Origin of the sequence: Marinobacter sp. es.042 (assembly GCF_900188315.1) — a bacterium.
Taxonomy (GTDB): Bacteria; Pseudomonadota; Gammaproteobacteria; order Pseudomonadales; family Oleiphilaceae; genus Marinobacter.
The window spans coordinates 3330217-3348969 of sequence record NZ_LT897781.1 but is presented as its reverse complement, the minus strand read 5'-3'; the positions used below and the strand labels follow the sequence as shown (position 1 = coordinate 3348969).

The 18753-nt window shown below is 58.9% G+C and carries 15 protein-coding genes; 12 read left to right on the top strand and 3 right to left on the bottom strand.

What is annotated here, in order from left to right; translation table 11 throughout:
• From CFB02_RS15475 to CFB02_RS15455, 5 genes are all read left to right on the top strand, one after another.
• A complete protein-coding gene (locus CFB02_RS15475; protein WP_088558713.1) occupies window positions 1-2622 on the top strand; it encodes a heavy metal translocating P-type ATPase in 2622 nt (873 codons plus the stop codon).
• Between the two features lie 126 nt (window positions 2623-2748).
• Window positions 2749-3198, top strand: coding sequence for a DUF411 domain-containing protein (locus CFB02_RS15470; protein ID WP_088559272.1), 450 nt, complete (start codon window positions 2749-2751; stop codon window positions 3196-3198).
• Between the two features lie 156 nt (window positions 3199-3354).
• Window positions 3355-5073, top strand: a complete 1719-nt coding sequence (locus tag CFB02_RS15465) for a diguanylate cyclase (RefSeq protein WP_088558712.1) — start codon at window positions 3355-3357, stop codon at window positions 5071-5073.
• 72 nt (window positions 5074-5145) lie between these two features.
• Window positions 5146-7131, top strand: coding sequence for a ribonuclease R family protein (locus tag CFB02_RS15460; RefSeq protein WP_088558711.1), 1986 nt, complete (start codon window positions 5146-5148; stop codon window positions 7129-7131).
• Window positions 7132-7192: 61 nt separating this feature from the next.
• Window positions 7193-7396 carry a hypothetical protein gene (locus CFB02_RS15455; protein ID WP_088558710.1) on the top strand — a complete coding sequence of 68 codons (204 nt, stop codon included), beginning with the start codon at window positions 7193-7195 and terminating at the stop codon, window positions 7394-7396.
• A 10-nt stretch (window positions 7397-7406) separates the two neighbouring features.
• On the opposite strand, the gene CFB02_RS15450 is transcribed toward CFB02_RS15455, so the two are convergent.
• Entirely contained in the window at window positions 7407-8300 is an 894-nt protein-coding gene (locus CFB02_RS15450) for an acyltransferase (protein ID WP_088558709.1), read from the bottom strand.
• Window positions 8301-8520: 220 nt separating this feature from the next.
• On the opposite strand from CFB02_RS15450, the gene CFB02_RS15445 reads away from it, so the two are divergent.
• Window positions 8521-9672, top strand: coding sequence for an alpha/beta fold hydrolase (locus CFB02_RS15445; RefSeq protein ID WP_088558708.1), 1152 nt, complete (start codon window positions 8521-8523; stop codon window positions 9670-9672).
• A 51-nt stretch (window positions 9673-9723) separates the two neighbouring features.
• Here the strand turns inward: CFB02_RS15445 and CFB02_RS15440 are convergent, their stop codons facing one another.
• Window positions 9724-10395, bottom strand: a complete 672-nt coding sequence (locus CFB02_RS15440) for a haloacid dehalogenase type II (protein WP_088558707.1) — start codon at window positions 10393-10395, stop codon at window positions 9724-9726.
• Between the two features lie 244 nt (window positions 10396-10639).
• On the opposite strand from CFB02_RS15440, the gene CFB02_RS15435 reads away from it, so the two are divergent.
• The 5 genes from CFB02_RS15435 to CFB02_RS15415 all read left to right on the top strand — a co-directional run bounded on the left by CFB02_RS15435 (window position 10640) and on the right by CFB02_RS15415 (window position 16297).
• On the top strand, window positions 10640-11752 hold the full coding sequence (locus CFB02_RS15435; RefSeq protein WP_227519246.1) for an alpha/beta hydrolase: 1113 nt from the start codon (window positions 10640-10642) through the stop codon (window positions 11750-11752).
• Window positions 11753-11785: 33 nt separating this feature from the next.
• Entirely contained in the window at window positions 11786-12697 is a 912-nt protein-coding gene (locus CFB02_RS15430; protein ID WP_088558705.1) for a LysR family transcriptional regulator, read from the top strand.
• A 243-nt stretch (window positions 12698-12940) separates the two neighbouring features.
• A complete protein-coding gene (locus tag CFB02_RS15425; RefSeq protein ID WP_088558704.1) occupies window positions 12941-14161 on the top strand; it encodes a Bcr/CflA family multidrug efflux MFS transporter in 1221 nt (406 codons plus the stop codon).
• A gap of 70 nt (window positions 14162-14231) precedes the next feature.
• Window positions 14232-14729: a thiol peroxidase gene (tpx, locus tag CFB02_RS15420; protein WP_088558703.1), complete on the top strand. Its 498-nt coding sequence runs from the start codon at window positions 14232-14234 to the stop codon at window positions 14727-14729.
• A gap of 230 nt (window positions 14730-14959) precedes the next feature.
• Window positions 14960-16297 carry an MATE family efflux transporter gene (locus CFB02_RS15415; RefSeq protein ID WP_227519245.1) on the top strand — a complete coding sequence of 446 codons (1338 nt, stop codon included), beginning with the start codon at window positions 14960-14962 and terminating at the stop codon, window positions 16295-16297.
• Here CFB02_RS15415 and CFB02_RS15410 read toward each other — a convergent pair.
• The gene (locus tag CFB02_RS15410; RefSeq protein ID WP_008172718.1) at window positions 16283-16708 is read right to left on the bottom strand and encodes a thioesterase family protein; all 426 of its coding nucleotides are present in this window, start codon (window positions 16706-16708) and stop codon (window positions 16283-16285) included. The genes CFB02_RS15415 and CFB02_RS15410 overlap by 15 nt on opposite strands.
• Window positions 16709-17000: 292 nt before the next feature.
• Here CFB02_RS15410 and CFB02_RS15405 point away from each other — a divergent pair, with 292 nt between their 5' ends.
• Window positions 17001-18638 (top strand): MBL fold metallo-hydrolase, encoded by a 1638-nt coding sequence (locus CFB02_RS15405; RefSeq protein ID WP_088558702.1) that lies wholly within the window; start codon window positions 17001-17003, stop codon window positions 18636-18638.
• The last annotated feature ends 115 nt before the right edge of the window (window positions 18639-18753 follow it).

Sequence of the window (18753 nt, the reverse complement as noted above, 5' to 3'; positions counted from 1 at the left end):
ATGACTGATACACCTGTTTTACAAACAACCCTCAGCATTTCCGGAGCTTCGTGCCAGGGCTGTGCGAAGAAGATTCGTAACGCCCTGGAGCCGTTGACCGGCGATACTGGGCTGGTTGAAGTCGATCTGGAAAAACAGACCGTGGCCTTGCCGGAGGGAGTGGATGCCTCTGAGGCCGCGCGTATTGTTACCGAGACTGGTTACCCGGCTGAGCCTTTTGTAGAAGACGCCACGCCGGGCAGTTGCTGTCCTCCAGCTCATCAGGATAAGGGCAACTCCAACGACAGCGCCGAAGACCGGGCAACCGGTGAACGTTCGGCACCTGCCAGCTCTGAAGCGACAACCGGAGCGGATGAGCAAATTCATCTTTCGGTGACAGGTGCGACCTGTGCCTCTTGTGTCAATACGATTGAAAAGGCTCTGATGTCGGTTTCCGGGATCAGCCATGCGCATATGAACCTGGCAGACAATACCGCCACTGCCACGGGTGATGCCGATCCCGAGGCCCTGGTGAAGGCGGTTGAAAGTTCCGGTTATGGCGCCAGCGTGATCGAGGACGCGGACGAAGCAGACGATCGCAAGCAGGAGGAAGACCGGAAGCAGTACAAGTCACTGCTGGTAAAAATGGCGGTGAGTCTGAGCCTGGGTCTTGGCCTGATGGTCTACGGCATGGGTTTCGACACCATGATGGTGACGGATGCCAATCAGCTCACCTGGCTGAACCTGGGCATTCTCACTCTTGGGGTAATGATCGCTACCGGACGCCACTTCTACACAGGTGCGTGGAAGGCATTCCGTCACCATAACGCCAACATGGACACCCTGATTGCCCTGGGTACCGGTACCGCCTGGCTCTATTCCATTGTCGTGGCGAGTATTCCCGGTGCTCTCCCGGAAATGGCTCGCCATGTCTACTTTGAGGCCTCGGCGATGATCATCGGCCTGATCAACCTGGGGCAAGCGCTGGAGCTTCGGGCCAAAGGCAAAACGTCAGAAGCGGTGCGCCGGTTGCTTGACCTGCGGGCGAAAACCGCGCGAGTGATTCGCGATGGTGAAGAGCAGGATCTTCCGGTCGAGGAGGTTCGCAAGGGCGACCATATTCGGGTACGGCCGGGAGAAAAATTGCCGGTCGATGGTGTCATCGCCGAAGGCTCCACCCGCATTGATGAGAGCATGCTCACGGGTGAGCCCATGCCGGTGAGCAAGTCCGAAGGCGATGAGGTTTCTGCCGGCACCCTGAATACCCATGGTTCAATTATCTATGAGGCCACCCGGGTAGGCAGTGAAACCGCGCTGGCGCAGATCATCAAGCTGGTGAAGAAAGCCCAGGGCTCCAAGCCCGCCATCGGTCGGCTTGCCGACAGGATTTCATCGGTGTTCGTGCCCACCGTGATGCTGATTGCGGTAGTCGCGGCGCTGGTCTGGTACAACGTTGGGCCGGAACCGGCCGTGGTTCACATGATGGTGGCAGCCACCACGGTGCTGATTATCGCCTGCCCCTGTGCCCTGGGCCTGGCGACCCCGATGTCGGTGATGGTCGGGGTTGGCAAGGCTGCGGAGTACGGCGCACTGATTCGTCAGGGCGATGCCCTGCAAACCGCCGGCAAGCTGGATCTGGTCATACTGGATAAAACCGGCACCATCACCGAAGGCCATCCTGCTGTCACCCGCGTTCATGCCATCGACGGAGATGAGCAGCGGCTGCTGGCCCTGGCGGCCGGGCTGGAACAACACTCCGAGCATCCCCTGGCCGAGGCCGTTCTGGAGAAGGCCAAAGAGAAAAACGTTGAGCCCGAGAAAGTGACCGATTTTGAAGCCCTGAACGGCAAAGGGGTGCTAGGTAAACTCGACGGTGAGTCCCTGCGTCTGGGCAATCGCCGCTGGCTGGAAAACCAGGGCATTGGACTGGACAGCTTGGCTGAGGCCGCCCGCGCAATAACTGAGGAGGCCGGCACGCCCCTGTTCCTGGCATTGGGCAACGAGGCCGTCGGCGTCATTGGGGTAGCCGATGCGATCAAACCGGACTCCAAGGCCGCTATCCAGCGACTCCACCAAGCTGGCATCAAGGTGATGATGGTCACCGGCGATGTCGACGCCACCGCGAAAGCCATCGCAAAAAAGGCTGGTATCGATGACTATCGAGCAGAAGTCCTCCCGGAGGACAAGGCCGGGGTGGTCAGCGAAATGCGCGGCAAAGGGCACGTTGTTGCTATGGTCGGCGATGGAATCAACGACGCCCCGGCCCTGGCGGCGGCGGACGTCGGCTTTGCCATTGGCACCGGAACGGATGTTGCCATTGAGAGCGCCGGCATCACACTGATGCGTGGTTCGCTACACGGCGTGCCCGATGCCATCGAGATCTCCCGGGCCACCGTGAAAAACATTCACCAGAACCTGTTCGGTGCGTTCGTATACAACACCATGGGCATTCCGGTGGCCGCCGGCCTGCTCTACCCGGTCTGGGGAATACTGATGAGCCCCATTCTGGCTGGCGCCGCGATGTCATTGTCATCGGTCACCGTGGTCTCCAACGCCAACCGTTTGAGGCTGTTCCGAACCAGCCACCGGCCGGAACAAGGCGACGGGCACAGTGATCCGAAACAGCAAAAGGAGCGGAACTGATGGAAACCCTGCTGGTCAATGCCGGAGGATTTGCCCTGATGGCTGCCATCGTCTGGTGGTTCTGGCTCTCCGGTTCCGACGACAAAGGCTCCAATGAACATGAACATCACCACTGAGGTATTTGCCATGAAAAAGCACACCCTGGCTCTTGGTCTGATGGCGGCTCTGGGGTTCAGCACCACGGCGTTGGCCGGCGGCGCGGCCCCGAGCATCCATGTTTACAAATCCCCAACCTGCGGCTGTTGTGGTGACTGGATTGATCACCTCGAGGACAATGGCTTCACGGTGACAGCAACCGACACCAACGACATGGGCAGGATCAAGGCCGACGCCGGTCTGATCGCCGGTCTGGGTAGCTGCCACACCGCCTTTATCGGTGATTATGTTATTGAAGGCCACGTTCCGGCCGACGACATCAAACGCCTGATCAGCGAAGCGCCCCGAGCCACAGGCCTCAGCGTGCCGGGTATGCCCATCGGATCTCCGGGCATGGAGATGGGCGACCGGAAAGACCACTTCAAGGTCATCCTGTTCAACGAGTCAGGACAGACGCGGATTTTTTCCGAGCATAACTAGCATCGATCGCCAGGCAGGGGTCGTTGCATCAGCGGCCCTTGCGACACTGTTTCCCTCCCGAAACGCTCCCTGCCCTGTCTGTTTTCTCTACACTCTGACTAACCAGTGTTCTATCATTGGCGCCCAGAAACCCAGAAAAACCGAGAGGGACCCTCGTTGAGCCTTAAAACCCGAATCCTTGGTCTGGCCGCAAGCCTCATAATCGTGGCTTCACTGGCATCGTGGCTGGCCTATCGGGAGCTATCCGAAAATATCATCGAACGCTGGGGCCAACAGGTGGCGGAAATACAGGTGCGCTACGACAGTGCCCGACTGCTGCAGTCACTGGAGCGGGAGATTGGGCTGGCCAAACAGATGGCGAGCTCTCCGGCATTACTCGACTGGGCCAGAAATCCGGATGATTCCGCGCTTGAATCTGAAGCCATCCGCCAGATGGAGAGTTTTCGTTCCAATTTCCGGGACAACAATTACTTCGTTGCTCTTGTTGAGAATGGCCACTATTACTACAACAACGAGGAAAACGAATACGCCGGCAGTCAGTTCCGATATGTTCTCAATAAAGAAAAACCCGATGACGCCTGGTTTTTCCAGCTGATTGATGAAGGTCGGGACTTCCACCTGAACGTCAATCCGGACACCGAACTGGGCGTCACCAAGCTCTGGATCGATGTGTTGATGCGCAACGAGGCCGGCGAGATTGTTGGCATGGTCGGTACCGGTCTGAGTCTGGACGCGTTCCTGCAGGATATTGTCGACATCGGCCAGGAGGGCATCACAACCCTGTTCGTGGACTACAACGGCGCCATTCAGCTGTACCGTGACCGGAACTACATCGACTTCGCCAGCATCATCAAACCCGAAGGTCAGAAGAACACGGTCGATCTGCTGTTCGAGGATCCCCAGGACAAACAGCAGATTCTCGGTATGCTGCAGCTGCTCAAGAAGCGGGGAGACCAGGCCGGCCAGGTGGAAAGCGGCTTCGTAACGGTGGATGGCCGCAAGCATCTGGCCGGGGTTGCCTTCCTGCCGGCAATTGGCTGGTTTGAGATTACGCTGCTCGACCTCAACACACTCCTGCCAACGAGCTACCTGTGGCCGCTGGTGGCCGTATTTCTGGGCACACTGCTGGTCACACTGGTTTTGTTCCACCTGATTATCCAGACCCGAATTCTCAAACCCATCATGAGCCTCGAGCACGCGGTGGAAAAAGTCCGGGAAGGCAGTTTCGACCTGCCACGGCTGGATAAACCGGACAATGAGATCGGCTGGCTGGCCGATCATTTCGAGAAAATGACTCAGAGCCTGGGCAACTCTACCCGGGAACTCGAAGAAAAAGTCGCGCAACGAACCGATGAATTGAACCGACTGGCCCGGATCGATCCCCTGACCGGTCTGAAAAACCGTCGCGGCCTGGACGAGGTTCTCGATGAGGAAATCCAGCGGGCCCGCCGCCAGGAAACCGGTTTTGGCGTACTCTGGCTGGACATTGACCATTTCAAGAGTATCAACGACAACCTGGGCCATCAGGCGGGCGATCAGATCCTGTGCCGGGTGGCGCTGTGGCTGAAGGCCGGCGTGCGCCCTTATGATCACCCCGGACGCTGGGGTGGCGACGAATTCGTGGTACTGCTGTCACCTTGCGACCCGGACACGTTGAGTCGGATCGCTCTTCGCATCCGGGAATCCGTGGAACAGGAAAGCCAAAAAACCGGAACCCCGGTTACTGCCAGTGTTGGTGGCTACTTCGCCCTGCCAGGTGACAGCACCGACACCATTCTTCGCCAGGCAGATCGGGCCCTCTATCAGGCCAAACATGAGGGCCGGAACCGGGTGTGTATCACCACCTCGGAAGACCCGGAGATTAACCCCGCGTAACGGGTCTGACTCATACCGCCATAACCGTTATACTCCGCCCCATCATTCATTTTTTACCAGCCAGGTTACTTCATGCTCAAAGCCGACGCCCTCAGCCAGTTGCGCCAGCTGAAATCGGATATCAAGGAAAACAAGGTGGTTTTCCCCGGTACTGTCAAAGCCACCAATGGCCGCTTCGGATTTGTTGCGCTCGATGAGGGTCGGGATGTTTTCCTTCCCCCGGAGGAAATGCAGAAGGTGCTGCCCGGGGACCGGGTGAACGTCACCGAGCAGGAAGTTGAGAAAGGCAAAACCCAGGGCGTGGTGGACGAACTCCTGGAAACCCGCCTGAACACCTTTGTAGGGCGTTACCTGGTAAAAGGTAAAGGGCATTTCGTGGTGCCCGAGACGCCGGGCATCAACCGCTGGATCTTCATTCCCCCCAAGGAACGAATGAACGCCCAGCAGGACGATTACATCTACTGCCAGATCCACAAGCATCCGATCAAGGACGGCAAGGGCCAGGCCAAGGTACTGCGGGTAATCGGTAAGGCCGGGAAACCTGGTATTGAGCGCTCTTTCACCCTGGCGACGTTTGATCTGGCAGACACCTGGCCGGACGCTGTCCGCGCGCAGGCCGACAGCCTCAGTGAAAGCGACATTGAGTCCAGGGAAACGGGGCGGGAAGACCGCACGGACCGCCCCTATGTAACCATCGACAGCCCTGGCACCCAGGACATGGACGACGCCCTGCTGGCCGAACCCAACGCCACCGGCTGGACACTCTCGATCGCCATTGCCGATCCGACCGCCGTGATCGACACCGACAGCCCGGCGGAACAGGAAGCTTTCAATCGGGCCACCGCTATCTATTTCCCGGGCGAGCCTCTGCCCATGCTGCCAGACAGCATCAGCACCCGCCTGTGCTCTTTGATGCCGGAAGCCAAGCGCCTGTCCCTGATCTGCGATCTTCAGGTCAACAATGATGGCAGTCTTGGCGACTACAGCTTTCATCAGGCCACTATCAAGTCCAAGGGCAAGCTCAGTTACGAGCTCGTTTCCAACCTGATCGAAGGACGGGAAGACGACGACATCAAGGCACTGCCGGACGCCGTTGCCAACAGCCTGGATCAACTGCATCAGGCAGCGACAGCCCTCCGGAAATGGCGCAACGAGCATGCGCTGCTGAGCGGCGACCGTCCCGAATTCCGCCTGCGGCTGGATGAAAACAAACGTATCCGGCTGATCGAACCGTCCATCCAGAATGAAGCCCATCGGCTGGTGGAAGAATGCATGGTTGCCGCCAACCGCTGCGCCGCGGATTTCCTGAGTAACCACACGGCCGGCCTGTTCATCCAGCATCCCGGATTACGGGATGATCGCGCCGACAACATCCGGTCACTGATCGACAGCCACGCACCGCATCTCTCAGGCGTCGACGCCCATCAGGCCGAGGGTTTCAGGAAGCTGATGAAGGAGACGGACTCTCTGGAGGCCGAGGTACCGGTCAAGGCCATCCTGTCCCGCCAGCTGGCCCGGGCAGAGCTGAGCTTCAAGCCGGCTCCTCATCAGGGCATGGGCCTCGATGCCTACACCACCTTTACCTCGCCACTGCGCAAGTTCTCGGATTTCTATGTACACCGTCTGATCAAGGCGGCTCTGTGGAGCACCCCCATGAAAGCGCTGACAGAGGATCAGCTGGAAGCCCTGCAAGCTGCCCAGATCCGCGCCCGACAGGCGGCGAACAGCCTGGAATCCTGGCTCAAAAGCGATTTTGCCAAAACTCTCGGCGAAGAACCCATGGCCGGCGTTATCAGCCGCACAGTGCCCGCCGGCTTCTTCGTTCGCCTGGATGCCAACGGGCTGGAAGGCTTCGTCAGCTGCAAGGATCTTGACGGAAAATACAGCTTTGATCCGGTTACCATGCGCCTTATCCACAACAAGAACGGACGCATCTTCCAGCTGGAGCAACCGGTAACGGTCAGCTTTGCCGGGGTGGATGACGAGCGCAGGCAGATTAATTTCAAGTTGGTGGAAGCCCAGGAAATTGCCAGCCAGAGCAGCACTGACGGCGGTTGAAAAACCACAATGGCAGGCGCATCGTATTCATCAGGACATGTTCCACTGATGGAGGTGCGCCATGACCATCACGCCCGATGAATTTCTGAAAAAGTACGGCTTCGACAAGGAAGACGACGAGCGGGACCACAGCCTCCGCAACAACGCCATGGAGCATGCCAAACATCTGCGAAGGCCCCATGCGGGAACGCCCCACGACTGGGAAGAATGGGAACGCTACAAGCGTGAACATCCGGATGAAGTGGAGGATGATTCCGACAGCTGATGCCCGATATTTATCGGGCCAGCATTTGCTCCAACCGCTGGTCCTTGGCCCGCCACTGATCCCCCAACCAGTTTTTCACGTTCCGGCGGTGCTCGGCATCCGTTGAATAGTCTCGGCCTTTCAGATGGTCCGGGATATCAACGGTGTGGATTTCCATTTTGACTTCCTTTACCCGGCCACAGATAAAGTCCCAGAACGTGGGCGCCCCGTCCGGATAGGCGATAGTCACGTCCACCAGGGTCTGGATCGAGTCGCCCATGGCGTCGAGTACGAAGGCCGCACCGCCAGCCTTTGGGGTCAGCAGGTGTTTGTAGGCAGACTTCTGTTTGTCGTGTTTGGCCTGGGTAAACCGGGTCCCTTCAACGAAGTTCATCACACTGACCGGGGTATGACGGAACTGCTCGCAGGCCCGACGTGTGGCCCGCAAATCTTCACCGCGTTTCTCCGGGTGTTTGATCAGGTACTCCCTCGTGTAACGCTTCATGAACGGGAAATCGAGGCCCCACCAGGCCAGGCCTATGACGGGCACCCATATCAGTTGCTGCTTGAGGAAAAACTTCAGGAACGGCGCCCGGTGATTGAAGACCCGCTGCATGGCGAAGATATCCACCCAGCTCTGGTGGTTGGCCAGCACCAGGTACCAACTTTCCCGCTTGAGGTTCTCGGCGCCTTTCACGTCCCATTTTGTGCCATGGGTAAGCTTCATCCAGCCGGTGTTGCAGGCGACCCAGGCCTCAGCTATCCAGATGATGACTCGCGTGCAGAGTACCCGGAAGCCCTTGATCGGGATGATCAGCTTCAGGATGGCCGGTATGTAGAGCAGTATGCACCAGAACAGGGTGTTGATTCCCAGCAGGATGGAGTTGAGTACACCGATCACGGGGGCGGGTAGAAAGCTGAGCATGGCAATCCTGTTTTTCTGGTTGTTTTTTCAAAATGGAGCTTAATGATAACAACCACAGGCCTCGTTGGGCAGTGGCCTGAAGTGACCGGTTTGCCCACCAGTCTGGACACTTCTGCCATGGTGATTTGCGCCCCAGCATGGATAATCCCGGTTTCTGACCGAAGAGAATCGAAGTTCGGTAATCCGTATAGTGAACGTCAAATTTTCCATGGACATGCCCATGCCCAATCTCTTCAAATCCGCCGCCGACCGCGCGGCAGGCGTTACCCGGCAAACGGCCCTATACGCCGGCAACGCCTTCGACCGAATGTTCCGGGCCGCCAGTCTGGTTCAGGCCGGACAGACGCCATTTGAAACCCTGTATACCGACGGGCTGGTCAGTCTGCGTTATTACCCGCCCCTGGCCGAGGATTTTATCGAGCTGGACGGGGAGACCATTGCGGTTGAGCGAACGGCCCATAAGACACCGATTGTGATCGTACCGCCCCTGGCGGTGAACATGCTCATCTACGATCTGTTCCCCCAGCGTAGTCTGGTGCGTTTTCTGCGGGCCAAGGGATTCGAGGTGTATCTGATTGACTGGGGCATGCCAACGCGGGAGCACAGTCACTACAACCTGCATACCTATGTGGCCGAGTTGTTGCCGGCCTATCTGAACCGGGTTCGGGAGCACAGCGGTGAACAGGAGTTGTCGCTGCATGGCTGGAGTATGGGTGGCATGTTCACGCTGTTCTATTCCGCCCTCAGTAACGATCAGCACGTGCGCAATGCCATCGTGCTGGGCTCGCCGATCGACAGTCACGCCTCAGGAATTCTGGGGCTTGTGAATCAGCGGATGGCAGACGTGGCCGGGTTTGTTCGAGAAAGGACCGGGTTCCGGCTTCACGATGTGAAACCCCACTGGTTTCATACCCCCGGCTGGGCCAATACCATCGGTTTCAAACTGACCAACCCTGTCGCCAGCGTGATGAGTTACTGGGAGCTGATCATCCGGCTGGGTGACCGGGAGTTTGTCGCCAACCACGCGACCACGTCGGCGTTTCTGGACCGGATGGTGGCTTATCCCGGCGGGATCATTCAGGACACGGTGGTGCGGGTCTGGATCGACAACCAGCTGTCGAGAGGTGAGATCCAGATCGGCGAGGACATTGCCAGGCTGGACAATGTGAGTGCCAACTTACTGGCCATTGCCGGCGGCGACGATACGCTCGTGACACCCGGTGCCGCCAAGCGGGTGATGGATCATGTGAGTTCTACGGACAAGACGTTCCGGGTTGTGCCGGGCGGGCATATGGGCATTCTTGCCGGGAGTAAGGCGCCGCGTCAGAGTTGGCTGGAGTTGGCGGAGTGGCTGGCTGTTCGGTCGGACTGATTGTCTTGCTTTGGAGTTTGCCGGCAGATGACGGGGAGGGCTTCGCTGACATCAGAGGTTCTTCAGTGTTACCTCCAACTCTGAAAGACTGCTGATCACTGCTGAGGGCTGAATCCCCCAGTCTTCAAAAACCTTATCCGGATCCCTCTGTACCCAGATTGCGAGTAATCCCGCAGCTCGGGCACCAATGACATCCCAGGCATTGCTTGAAACCAGACACAACGGCTTCTCCCAACAGCCCGTGGCCCTTCGGGCATGGGTGTAGACTGCCGGATCGGGCTTGAAGCTTTTGACGTCGTCTACCGAGACCAGACCTTCGAACTGCTCCAGCAGATCGTTGTGTCCAAGGACCTTTTCCAGCGCCGGATAACTTCCATTGGAAAACGCGAACAGCGGATACTGCCCTTTCAGTGTTTTCAGTGCCGGCAAGGCATCGTCGAACGCAGGCAGAGACAGGTAAGCCGCCATCAGGGCGTTTTCGCGTTCTTCGGGCAGGATCAGTTTGTGGGTTGCCATGGCGTAGCGCAGGGCTTGGCGGGTGCAGACACCGAAATCTTCGTAGACTTTCATCAGGCCCTTGCGGAACGAGAATTCCAGCTGTTTCTCCCGCCACAACGCGGCTACGCCCTCTGCCCTGTCACCAGCGTCTTCCGCCAGCAGGCGGGACATGCCCATGGGGTCAACCAGGGTTCCGTAGACGTCGAAAGCGAGAGTCATGCTCATCGGTGGGGCTCCTCATCCGGAAGGCGGTTCGGGGTCGTATACTGAAGTCACAGTATCGAGATTTGAACGATCACTCAACACAGTCAGCAATGACGACGGTTCAAACGAAAGGAGCGAATCTCACTCGCCGGCTATGACTATTCTCAGGAATTTGCTCGTTTTACTGGTGCTGGGCACGACCGCCGCCTGCGCCACCAGCACGCAACTCTACACGCCAGGGCCTGCAACGCTAGGGGCCGAACCGGTGACTGATTTCGACCGCTATGTGGCGTCGGTCAAAACCTACGTCGATACCAATCTGGTGCCGGTGGAAGGGTTTGAACGGGAACAGCAGGTGTTATGGAACCTGCCATACAGGCTGTCGCCGGCCGCCGATTGCAACTCCGGAGATCGCACCGGGCTGTTGCTGGTGCACGGCCTGAGCGATTCGCCCTTCGTGTTCCGGGATCTGGCCCGTTACCTGGCGGATCAGTGCGTGGAAGTCCGGGCCCTGTTGCTGCAGGGACACGGCACCCGTCCCGGGGATATGGTGACGGCCAGCGCCGACGTTTGGCGCGATCAGGTACGTAATCACTTCGTCGCCTTGTCGCAGGATGTGGACCGGGCGTTTATTGGCGGCTTTTCACTGGGCGGTGCCCTGGCCACGGATTACGCGCTTTCGGAGACGGGGCCAAGACCGGCGGGCCTGATTGCAGTCGCGCCCGCCTGGCAGCTCAACGGTCTTCGGGATTACCTCTGGCTGGCGCCCATTGCCGACGTCTTTGGTGATTTCGTGGAAAAAGAGCCCGAGCTGAATCCGGTGAAGTACGAGTCGTTTTCCTTTAACGCGGGCAGCCAGATCGGCGATGTCATCTCGGCGGCGCAAAGCCGGATAATCCAGAAGGAAAGCCTCGATATACCCCTGTTCCTGGCCGCCACTGAGGCCGACTCGGTGATCAATCTCGAGTATCTGGTCACGCAGTTCCGGGAGCGGTTCAGCAATCCCGGGAATGCCATGATGATCTTTCGGGATACCCGTAAACCCTGGCCGGTCGCGCAGGCCGATGAGCGCATCCGTTTCCTGAACAGTTATCTGCCTGACGCCAATATCCTGGAATTCTCTCATCAGTCCCTGCTGATTGCGCCAGACAACGAACTCTACGGCCTGGGCGCGCCGCTGCAACGGTGCCTGGAACCCAACAACATCTCCCTCGAGGATTGCCGGCAGTTGCCGGAAGAAGATCTCTGGTTCAGCGCCTGGCACGATACAGAGCGGCCCGTGTTTACCAGCCGGCTGACCTACAACCCCTGGTTCGATGATCTTGCTCAGGCCATCGGCTCCTTCATCAAGGAAAGCGAGTACACCAAGGTGCCGTAGCGCCACCGGGGGCATCGGGTTACACTGCCATTCATGAACCCGATTGATACATTCAACCTGGATTTCCGAGCCCTGAGTACGTTTTTGGCGGTGCTCGATGAAGGCAGCGTGTCCCGTGCTGCGGTGCGGCTGGGTGTTACCCAGTCGGCGGTGAGCCACACGCTGGAACGCCTGCGCCAGGCACTGGGGGACCCCCTGTTCGTAAAATCCGGGCGGGGTATCGTGCCAACCCGCTACGCTCTTCAGGCCGGGCCACACATTCGGCAGATTCTGGATGATCTGCAGTCGCTGTCCTCGGGGCCGCCGTTCAGTCCCGCCACGGCCGAGTTCACCTTCACGATTGCTGCCAATGATTACCAGCGGGACCTGCTTTTGCCCGGCCTGGTGCGAACCTTGCGGCAGGAAGCTCCGGGCATCAGCCTTCAGGTGATTCCATCCGGCATTCCCCGGGCAGACCTGTTGCGGAAGGATGTCTGTGATCTGGTGATTTCTCCGCACGCGCCGGAGGCGACGGACATTATGCAGCGGGGCCTGATGGCCGATCGGATGGTGGTGTTCTACGATCCCGAGTACCGCAAACCGCCTGCAGATCTGCCGGAATACCTGAAGGCGGACCACATTGCCCTGCTGTTTGCCACTGGCGAGAAGCCAACGGTGGAGACCGCCATGGATACCCGTGGCCTGGTTCGCCGCAATGTGGTGACGGTTTCCAATTTTTCCGGCCTGCCGGAGTTCCTGCGAGGCACGGATATGCTTGCCACGGCGCCGGAGGGAATGAGCAAACACTTACTCCGCGACTTCGCCTGGGTGCCTCTGCCCTTTGATTTCAAACCCTTCACCCTGCTGATGTTGTGGCATCGCCGCAATCAGAACGATCCTGCCCACAAATGGCTGCGGAATCAGGTGAATGCTGTTGCCGCTGCGCTCAACGGTCTGAAAAGTTAATCAATTAGTTTTGCTCATAGGTTGTATGAGCTTTGCTGGCGTTATCTTCTTACCTCCTCTCACCTAGACTGCCATTACTCGGCGGTCGGCCAGGTTGGGAAAGGCTTTCCAAAACACGCTACGAGCACATCCATGTGCGCTTGTTTCGGGCCATCCTTGGCCCTCTACAGTTTTGGAAAGCCTTTCCCAACCTGACCTGTCGTTACTCTTTCGGTATTTCTCTGATAACGCGTTAGGAAACACATGCTGACTTTGACCAGTGTCTGGACAACGATACTTCTTGCCGCCGCTGTGGCCCTTGGGCCGCTGGCAACGGACATGTATCTGCCGGCACTGCCTCAGATTGGTTCAGACTTTGGCACCGGTACCGATCAGGTTCAGCTGACGCTGAGTTTGTATATGGTCGGCTTTGCCATTGCCCAGCTGATTTGCGGTCCGTTGGCAGATCGCTTTGGTCGCAAGCCGATCATGATTGGTGGTTTCGTGCTTTTCGCCATTGCCAGCATTGGCTGTGCCCTGGCGTCGAACATCGAAACGCTGATTCTGTGCCGTTTCCTGCAAGCGCTTGGTGGTTCTGCCGGCCCGGTCCTGGGTCGGGCGGCGATTCGGGATATCTACAGGCCCCGCGAAGCTGCCAAGATCCTGGCAATACTGGCCAGCATCATGGCCCTGGCGCCGGCCGTTGCACCGACCATTGGCGGTCTGCTGACCGCCAGCCTCGGCTGGTCATCGGTGTTCCTCGCATTGGGTGGCTACGCCCTGGTGATGGCGGTGGTTGTGGCCTTCGGCATTCCAGAGCCCATGCGCCCGGAACATCGCCAATCCCTGAAAATCGGCAGCCTTTTGCGGAATTATCGGACCATCGCGAAGGACATCAGCTTTTTGGGCTACACCCTGACCAACGCGCTGATCTTTTCCGGACTGTTTGCGTTCCTGTCCGGTTCTTCGTTCGTCCTGATCGATTTCCTGGGCGTGCCGACCGAGCAGTTCGGCCTTTACTTCGCCTGTATGGTGGCCGGTTATATTGTCGGCAACCTGACTGCCGTCCGTCTCGGCCGTCGTCTGCTGCCGGACCAGATTCTGGTTCGTGGCCTGATTATCGCCGTCGGTGGCGGCAGCCTGATGGCCGTTCTGGCCCTCAGTGAAGTGTTCAACGTCTGGGCGGTTATCCTGCCCCAGGCCCTGTTCATGATCGGTACCGGGATGGTGTTGCCCCAGACCATGGCAGGCGCCCTGGCCAACTTCCCCACTATGGCCGGCTCCGCATCTGCCCTGTTCGGCTTCACCCAGATGGCCGTCGCCGCCATCGCCGGCATGCTGGTCGGCCATCTGCACGACGGCACCTCTCTGGTCATGGCTTTGATCATTGCAGCATGCGCCGCCATTGCCATGGGCTGTTATCTGCTGCTGGTTCAGCGTTACCCTGCGAAAGGTTTCGAACCGCAAAGTGCAACCGGTAATTGAGGCAAAATCATCCAAAGTGGTCTACACAGAGTACGTTAGACTCTAAACCAGACACCGAGGAGCAAATACCATGAGCAGCGTTAACCTGGACGGCAACCCCATTGAATTGAGCGGTAAATTTCCCGAAACAGGCGACAACGCGCCTCCCTTTACCCTGACCAACGGCGGGCTGGAAGAAGTCAAACTCGACAACTGGTCCGGCAAGCGCAAGATCCTGAACATCATCCCGAGCATCGACACCGGCGTCTGCGCCGCGTCTACCCGGAAGTTCAACGAAAAAGCCGGCAGCCTGGACAACACCGTGGTCCTCGTAGTCTCTGCCGACCTGCCCTTCGCAGCCGCCCGCTTCTGCGGCGCCGAAGGTCTGAAAAACGTCGAAACCCTCTCCACCTTCCGGAACTACAGCTTCCAGCAGGACTACGGCGTCGCCATTCAGGATGGCCCCCTCGCCGGTCTCTGCGCCAGGGCGGTGGTGGTACTGGATGAGAACGACAAGGTCATCCACAGCCAGCTGGTCGATGAGATCAAGGACGAGCCGGATTACGATGCAGCGCTGAAAGTGCTGTAAAACCAGCAATCAATAATCCGGCAGTTGGCAGTATCGCCTGAGCTCGGGCGAAGCGGCCGGTGCGACTTTCCAGGACTGTGCATTGCCAGGGATGGCAATGCCAAGCCCCCATGAATGGGTTCACGGCGTGTCCTGGAAAGTCGCACCGGCTGCTTTGCTAACACCCAAGCCAGGACCTGTTAGAATCCCCGCCCAAAGCCCGAATCCTAACCGAAGGCCCCTGACGCCCCGTGCAGACCACCACCCAAAACCCATCCCTGGCCCGCCAGCTCTACAGCATGACCTGGCCCATGCTCTTCGGGGTGCTGTCCCTGATGACCTTCCAGCTGGCCGACAGTGCCTTCGTGGGTCAGCTGGGTCGTGATCCGCTAGCAGCCCTGGGTTTCACCTTGCCGATGCAGCAACTCATCATCGGCCTTCAGGTGGGTCTGGGGATCGCCACCACAGCGATCGTATCCCGCACGCTGGGGGCCGGCGATGAATTGCGCGCCTTCAGGCTGGGCGGCCTGATCATTACCGTGGGCGGCAGCCTCGTTTTCGTCATTTGCATGGCGCTGTGGTTCCTGCAAAGCCACATCATGACCGCCCTGGGCGCTGAAGACTCGCTACTGCCACTGGTCCGGCAATATTGGGTCCCCTGGCTGATGGCGGCCTGGACCGGGGCCTTCCTCTACTTCGGCTACAGCGTTTGCCGCTCCCACGGCGATACCAAATTGCCCGGGTACATGATGGTAGCCACGAGTCTGGCCAACATCGCCCTGGATCCGCTTTACATCTTTGTCTTTGGCTGGGGACTCCCCGGCGCCGCATGGGCCACCATCACATCCTTCAGTATCGGTTGCCTGGTGATCTATCCAAAACTTCTGAAGCGACAGTGGATCCGGTTTGATCTGGGCCAGCTTGCCCTGGGCCAGGCCGTGAAACAGCTCAACGGCATCATGGCTCCGGCGATGGTCAGTCAGCTGATGCCCGCTGTCTCAGCGATGTTGGCAACGGCAATGGTCGCCGGCTTTGGTTCAGCAGCCGTCGCGGCCTGGGGCCTCGGCACCCGCCTGGAATTTTTCTCCATTGTGGTGGTGCTGGCCCTGACCATGTCGATGCCGCCGATGATTGGTCGCATGCTGGGTGCCGGCGATATCGAGCAGATTCGTAAACTGGTGCGTCTTGCGGTCCGGTTTGTGGTGGTCTGGCAATTGGCCATTGGCCTGACCTGGGTGGTGGCTTCCGGGTTGGTGTCGGAACTGTTCTCCAGCGACAGTGATGTTCAGGAGGTTCTCGCCGGTTATCTGGTGCGGGTACCGCTCAGTTACAGCGGTCTGGGCGTGTGCATGCTGATGGTGTCGGTGTGCAATGCCCTTGGCATGGCGATGCGGGCCCTGCTGGTCTCCACCCTGCGACTGTTCCTGTGTTTCCTGCCCCTGCTCTGGATCGGTAGCCAGATCAACGGCGTCTACGGGCTTATGAGCGGCGCCCTGGTGGGCAATCTGTTTGCAGGCGCCATGGCTTACAGCTTTTACCGTGCCGGCATGACGCGCCTCAAGGCCGAGGTATCCTCAGGCAAAGCGTGAGCGGAAGCTCTCGGGCACCGGCACCACTTCCTTGCGGTGGTAGTTGAAGAAGACGAAGCCATACTTCGCCAGTGCCACGGGCTGGCCGCTCTCGGCCTTGGTGACCCGGAATACGAAATCCCCGCCATACTTGTTGAAGTCCATCAGACCCACTTCAAAGCGCAGCATTTCAGGGAAGAAGGACTCGGACTGGTACATGGTGGCCAGGTCGGTGACGATAATGCCGGTGCCGTCCTTGCTGGCTTCCTGAATGCCATAGCTGACCAGGAACTGGGCCCGGGCCTCGGAGAGCATGGAGATGAGGGCGTCGTTGCCGAGGTGGTTGGCGCCGTTGATGTCGGTGATTCTGACGGGCATCCTGGTTTCGAAGCAGAAGACGTCATCCGGGAAGGAGAGTTTGATTCGGGCCACGGGGGTTCCTGTTTTCACTGGGTATGTTGGGGCAAATCATACGCTGTTCGACTTTAGTGTTCATCTCAAGACGCCCAGTCCCAAATCGGTTATCTTGCTATGAGACCTCCGCGCCGATGGTTTTGGTGGAGCGACGGCAGGGAAGGGCTTTCCAAAACACGCTCCTTTCGGCACGTCCATGTGACGCTTGACTGTCGCCATCCATGGCGACAGACAGTTTTGGAAAGCCCTTCCCTGCCATCGTTCGTATCACTCCCGCGCACTGACAATAAATATTTGAAGATGGAGTTTTATGGATATTCGCCCTGCTGCCACGCTGGTTCTGGTTCGAGATACGGCCGACGGCCTTGAAGTCCTGCTGCTGCAACGTACCTGGGACGCCGTGTTTATGCCCGGCTATTTTGTATTCCCCGGTGGGAGGGTCGAGGAAAATGAGACTCACGGGCAGGATCATATAATCGGGACCGCAGACGCCGAGATCAGTCAGATCATGAGCGTCGATGAGGGCGGCGCGGACTATATGCTGGCGGCGGTTCGGGAGTGTTTCGAGGAGTCCGGCGTTCTGGTTGCGGTGGATAAGCAGGGCAACCCGATCGCCGGGGATCATCCGGCCCACGCGGATCGGAAGTCGGTGTTCGACGGCGATCTGTCTCTGGCCAGTCTGTGTAAAAAGCACGGCCTGGCGATTCCGTTGGACCGGCTGGCCTATCTCGGCCACTGGATCACGCCGCCGGGGCCACCACGGCGTTTCGATACACGGTTTTTCGTGACGCCCGCTCCTGAGGGGCAACTGGCCGGGCACGACGGGGTCGAAACCATTGATCATGTTTGGATCAGGCCGGAGCAGGCCCTTGAGGACCATCGCAAGGGCCAGTGTTTGCTGGGGTTGCCGACGATCCGGACGCTGCGGGTGCTCAGTGATTTCGACACCACTGAGGCGCTGATGCGCTATGCCCATGCCAATCCGCCGGAGCCTTATCCGAGCCAGCCCTGGCCCGCTCGGAAAAAGGGCAAGCCGGTGACGCTGGAACCGGGTGCTCCGGCCTACGATGAGGCGGCGAAGCTGGATCCGGAGGGCGAAGGCTCCACCCGGGCGGAGATTATTCCGGGTGAGGCGGTAGAGGTTGCCGCCAGGGTCGTCAGGCTGACGGCGCCCAACCCGGGCATGATGACCGGGCCGGGTACCAACACTTACATTCTGGGCCATGAACGCTTTACGGTGATTGATCCCGGCCCCGCCAACGAGTCCCATATTGAGCGGATTCTGGAGGTGACCGGTGGTGTGATTGACCAGGTTCTGGTAACCCACACGCATCAGGACCATTCGCCAGCCGTTGCCGCCCTGAAGGAGCGGACCGGATGCCGGGTGTTCGGTTGGCCGGCGCCCCCGGGTGCCGGGCAGGACCAGACGTTCCGCGCCGACGATGAGCCGGAGCACGGCGACCTGATTGTGACCGAAGCCGGGGTCTTGAAGGTGCTGCATACCCCGGGCCATGCGTCGAACCACCTGTGTTTTCTGCTGGTCGACCAGCAGCTGCTGTTCTCCGGTGACCACATCATGCAGGGCTCAACGGTGGTCATTAATCCGCCGGACGGCGACATGAAGGCCTATATCGAGTCGCTCTACGAGTTGCTGGCAGAGTCTGTACGTTACATTGCGCCGGCACACGGGTTCCTGATGGGGCATCCCGAAGCGGTGATCGATTTCCTGATTACCCACCGCCTCTCGCGCGAACATAAGGTGGCCCGTGCGCTGGAAGCCCTCACTCCCGTGGATCTTAAAGCCCTTACCGCCAAAGCCTATGATGATGTTCCGACGGCCATCCACGGCCTGGCGGCACGGTCAGCCCTGGCGCATTTGCTGAAACTGGAAGCGGAGCACAGGGCGTTCAAAGAGAATGACCTCTGGCATGTCATACACGAGAGCTAACGGGGTAGTAACGAAAGCACACCGGATTTCGCAAAACACCCATATTGTTGATCGCTTTTCCGGCGTATAACAGGGTTCGTTATAACTTGCCCGGATTTCATGAAGGTGGCATTAA

Excerpts from the sequence above, each read along its gene's own strand:
- CFB02_RS15450 (WP_088558709.1), bottom strand. The coding sequence starts at position 8,300 with ATGCTCAGCTTTCTACCCGCCCCCGTGATCGGTGTACTCAACTCCATC.
- CFB02_RS15445 (WP_088558708.1), top strand. The coding sequence starts at position 8,521 with ATGCCCAATCTCTTCAAATCCGCCGCCGACCGCGCGGCAGGCGTTACC.
- CFB02_RS15455 (WP_088558710.1), top strand. The coding sequence starts at position 7,193 with ATGACCATCACGCCCGATGAATTTCTGAAAAAGTACGGCTTCGACAAG.
- CFB02_RS15460 (WP_088558711.1), top strand. The coding sequence starts at position 5,146 with ATGCTCAAAGCCGACGCCCTCAGCCAGTTGCGCCAGCTGAAATCGGAT.
- tpx (WP_088558703.1), top strand. The coding sequence starts at position 14,232 with ATGAGCAGCGTTAACCTGGACGGCAACCCCATTGAATTGAGCGGTAAA.
- CFB02_RS15405 (WP_088558702.1), top strand. The coding sequence starts at position 17,001 with ATGGATATTCGCCCTGCTGCCACGCTGGTTCTGGTTCGAGATACGGCC.
- CFB02_RS15470 (WP_088559272.1), top strand. The coding sequence starts at position 2,749 with ATGAAAAAGCACACCCTGGCTCTTGGTCTGATGGCGGCTCTGGGGTTC.
- CFB02_RS15425 (WP_088558704.1), top strand. The coding sequence starts at position 12,941 with ATGCTGACTTTGACCAGTGTCTGGACAACGATACTTCTTGCCGCCGCT.
- CFB02_RS15475 (WP_088558713.1), top strand. The coding sequence starts at position 1 with ATGACTGATACACCTGTTTTACAAACAACCCTCAGCATTTCCGGAGCT.
- CFB02_RS15440 (WP_088558707.1), bottom strand. The coding sequence starts at position 10,395 with ATGAGCATGACTCTCGCTTTCGACGTCTACGGAACCCTGGTTGACCCC.
- CFB02_RS15430 (WP_088558705.1), top strand. The coding sequence starts at position 11,786 with ATGAACCCGATTGATACATTCAACCTGGATTTCCGAGCCCTGAGTACG.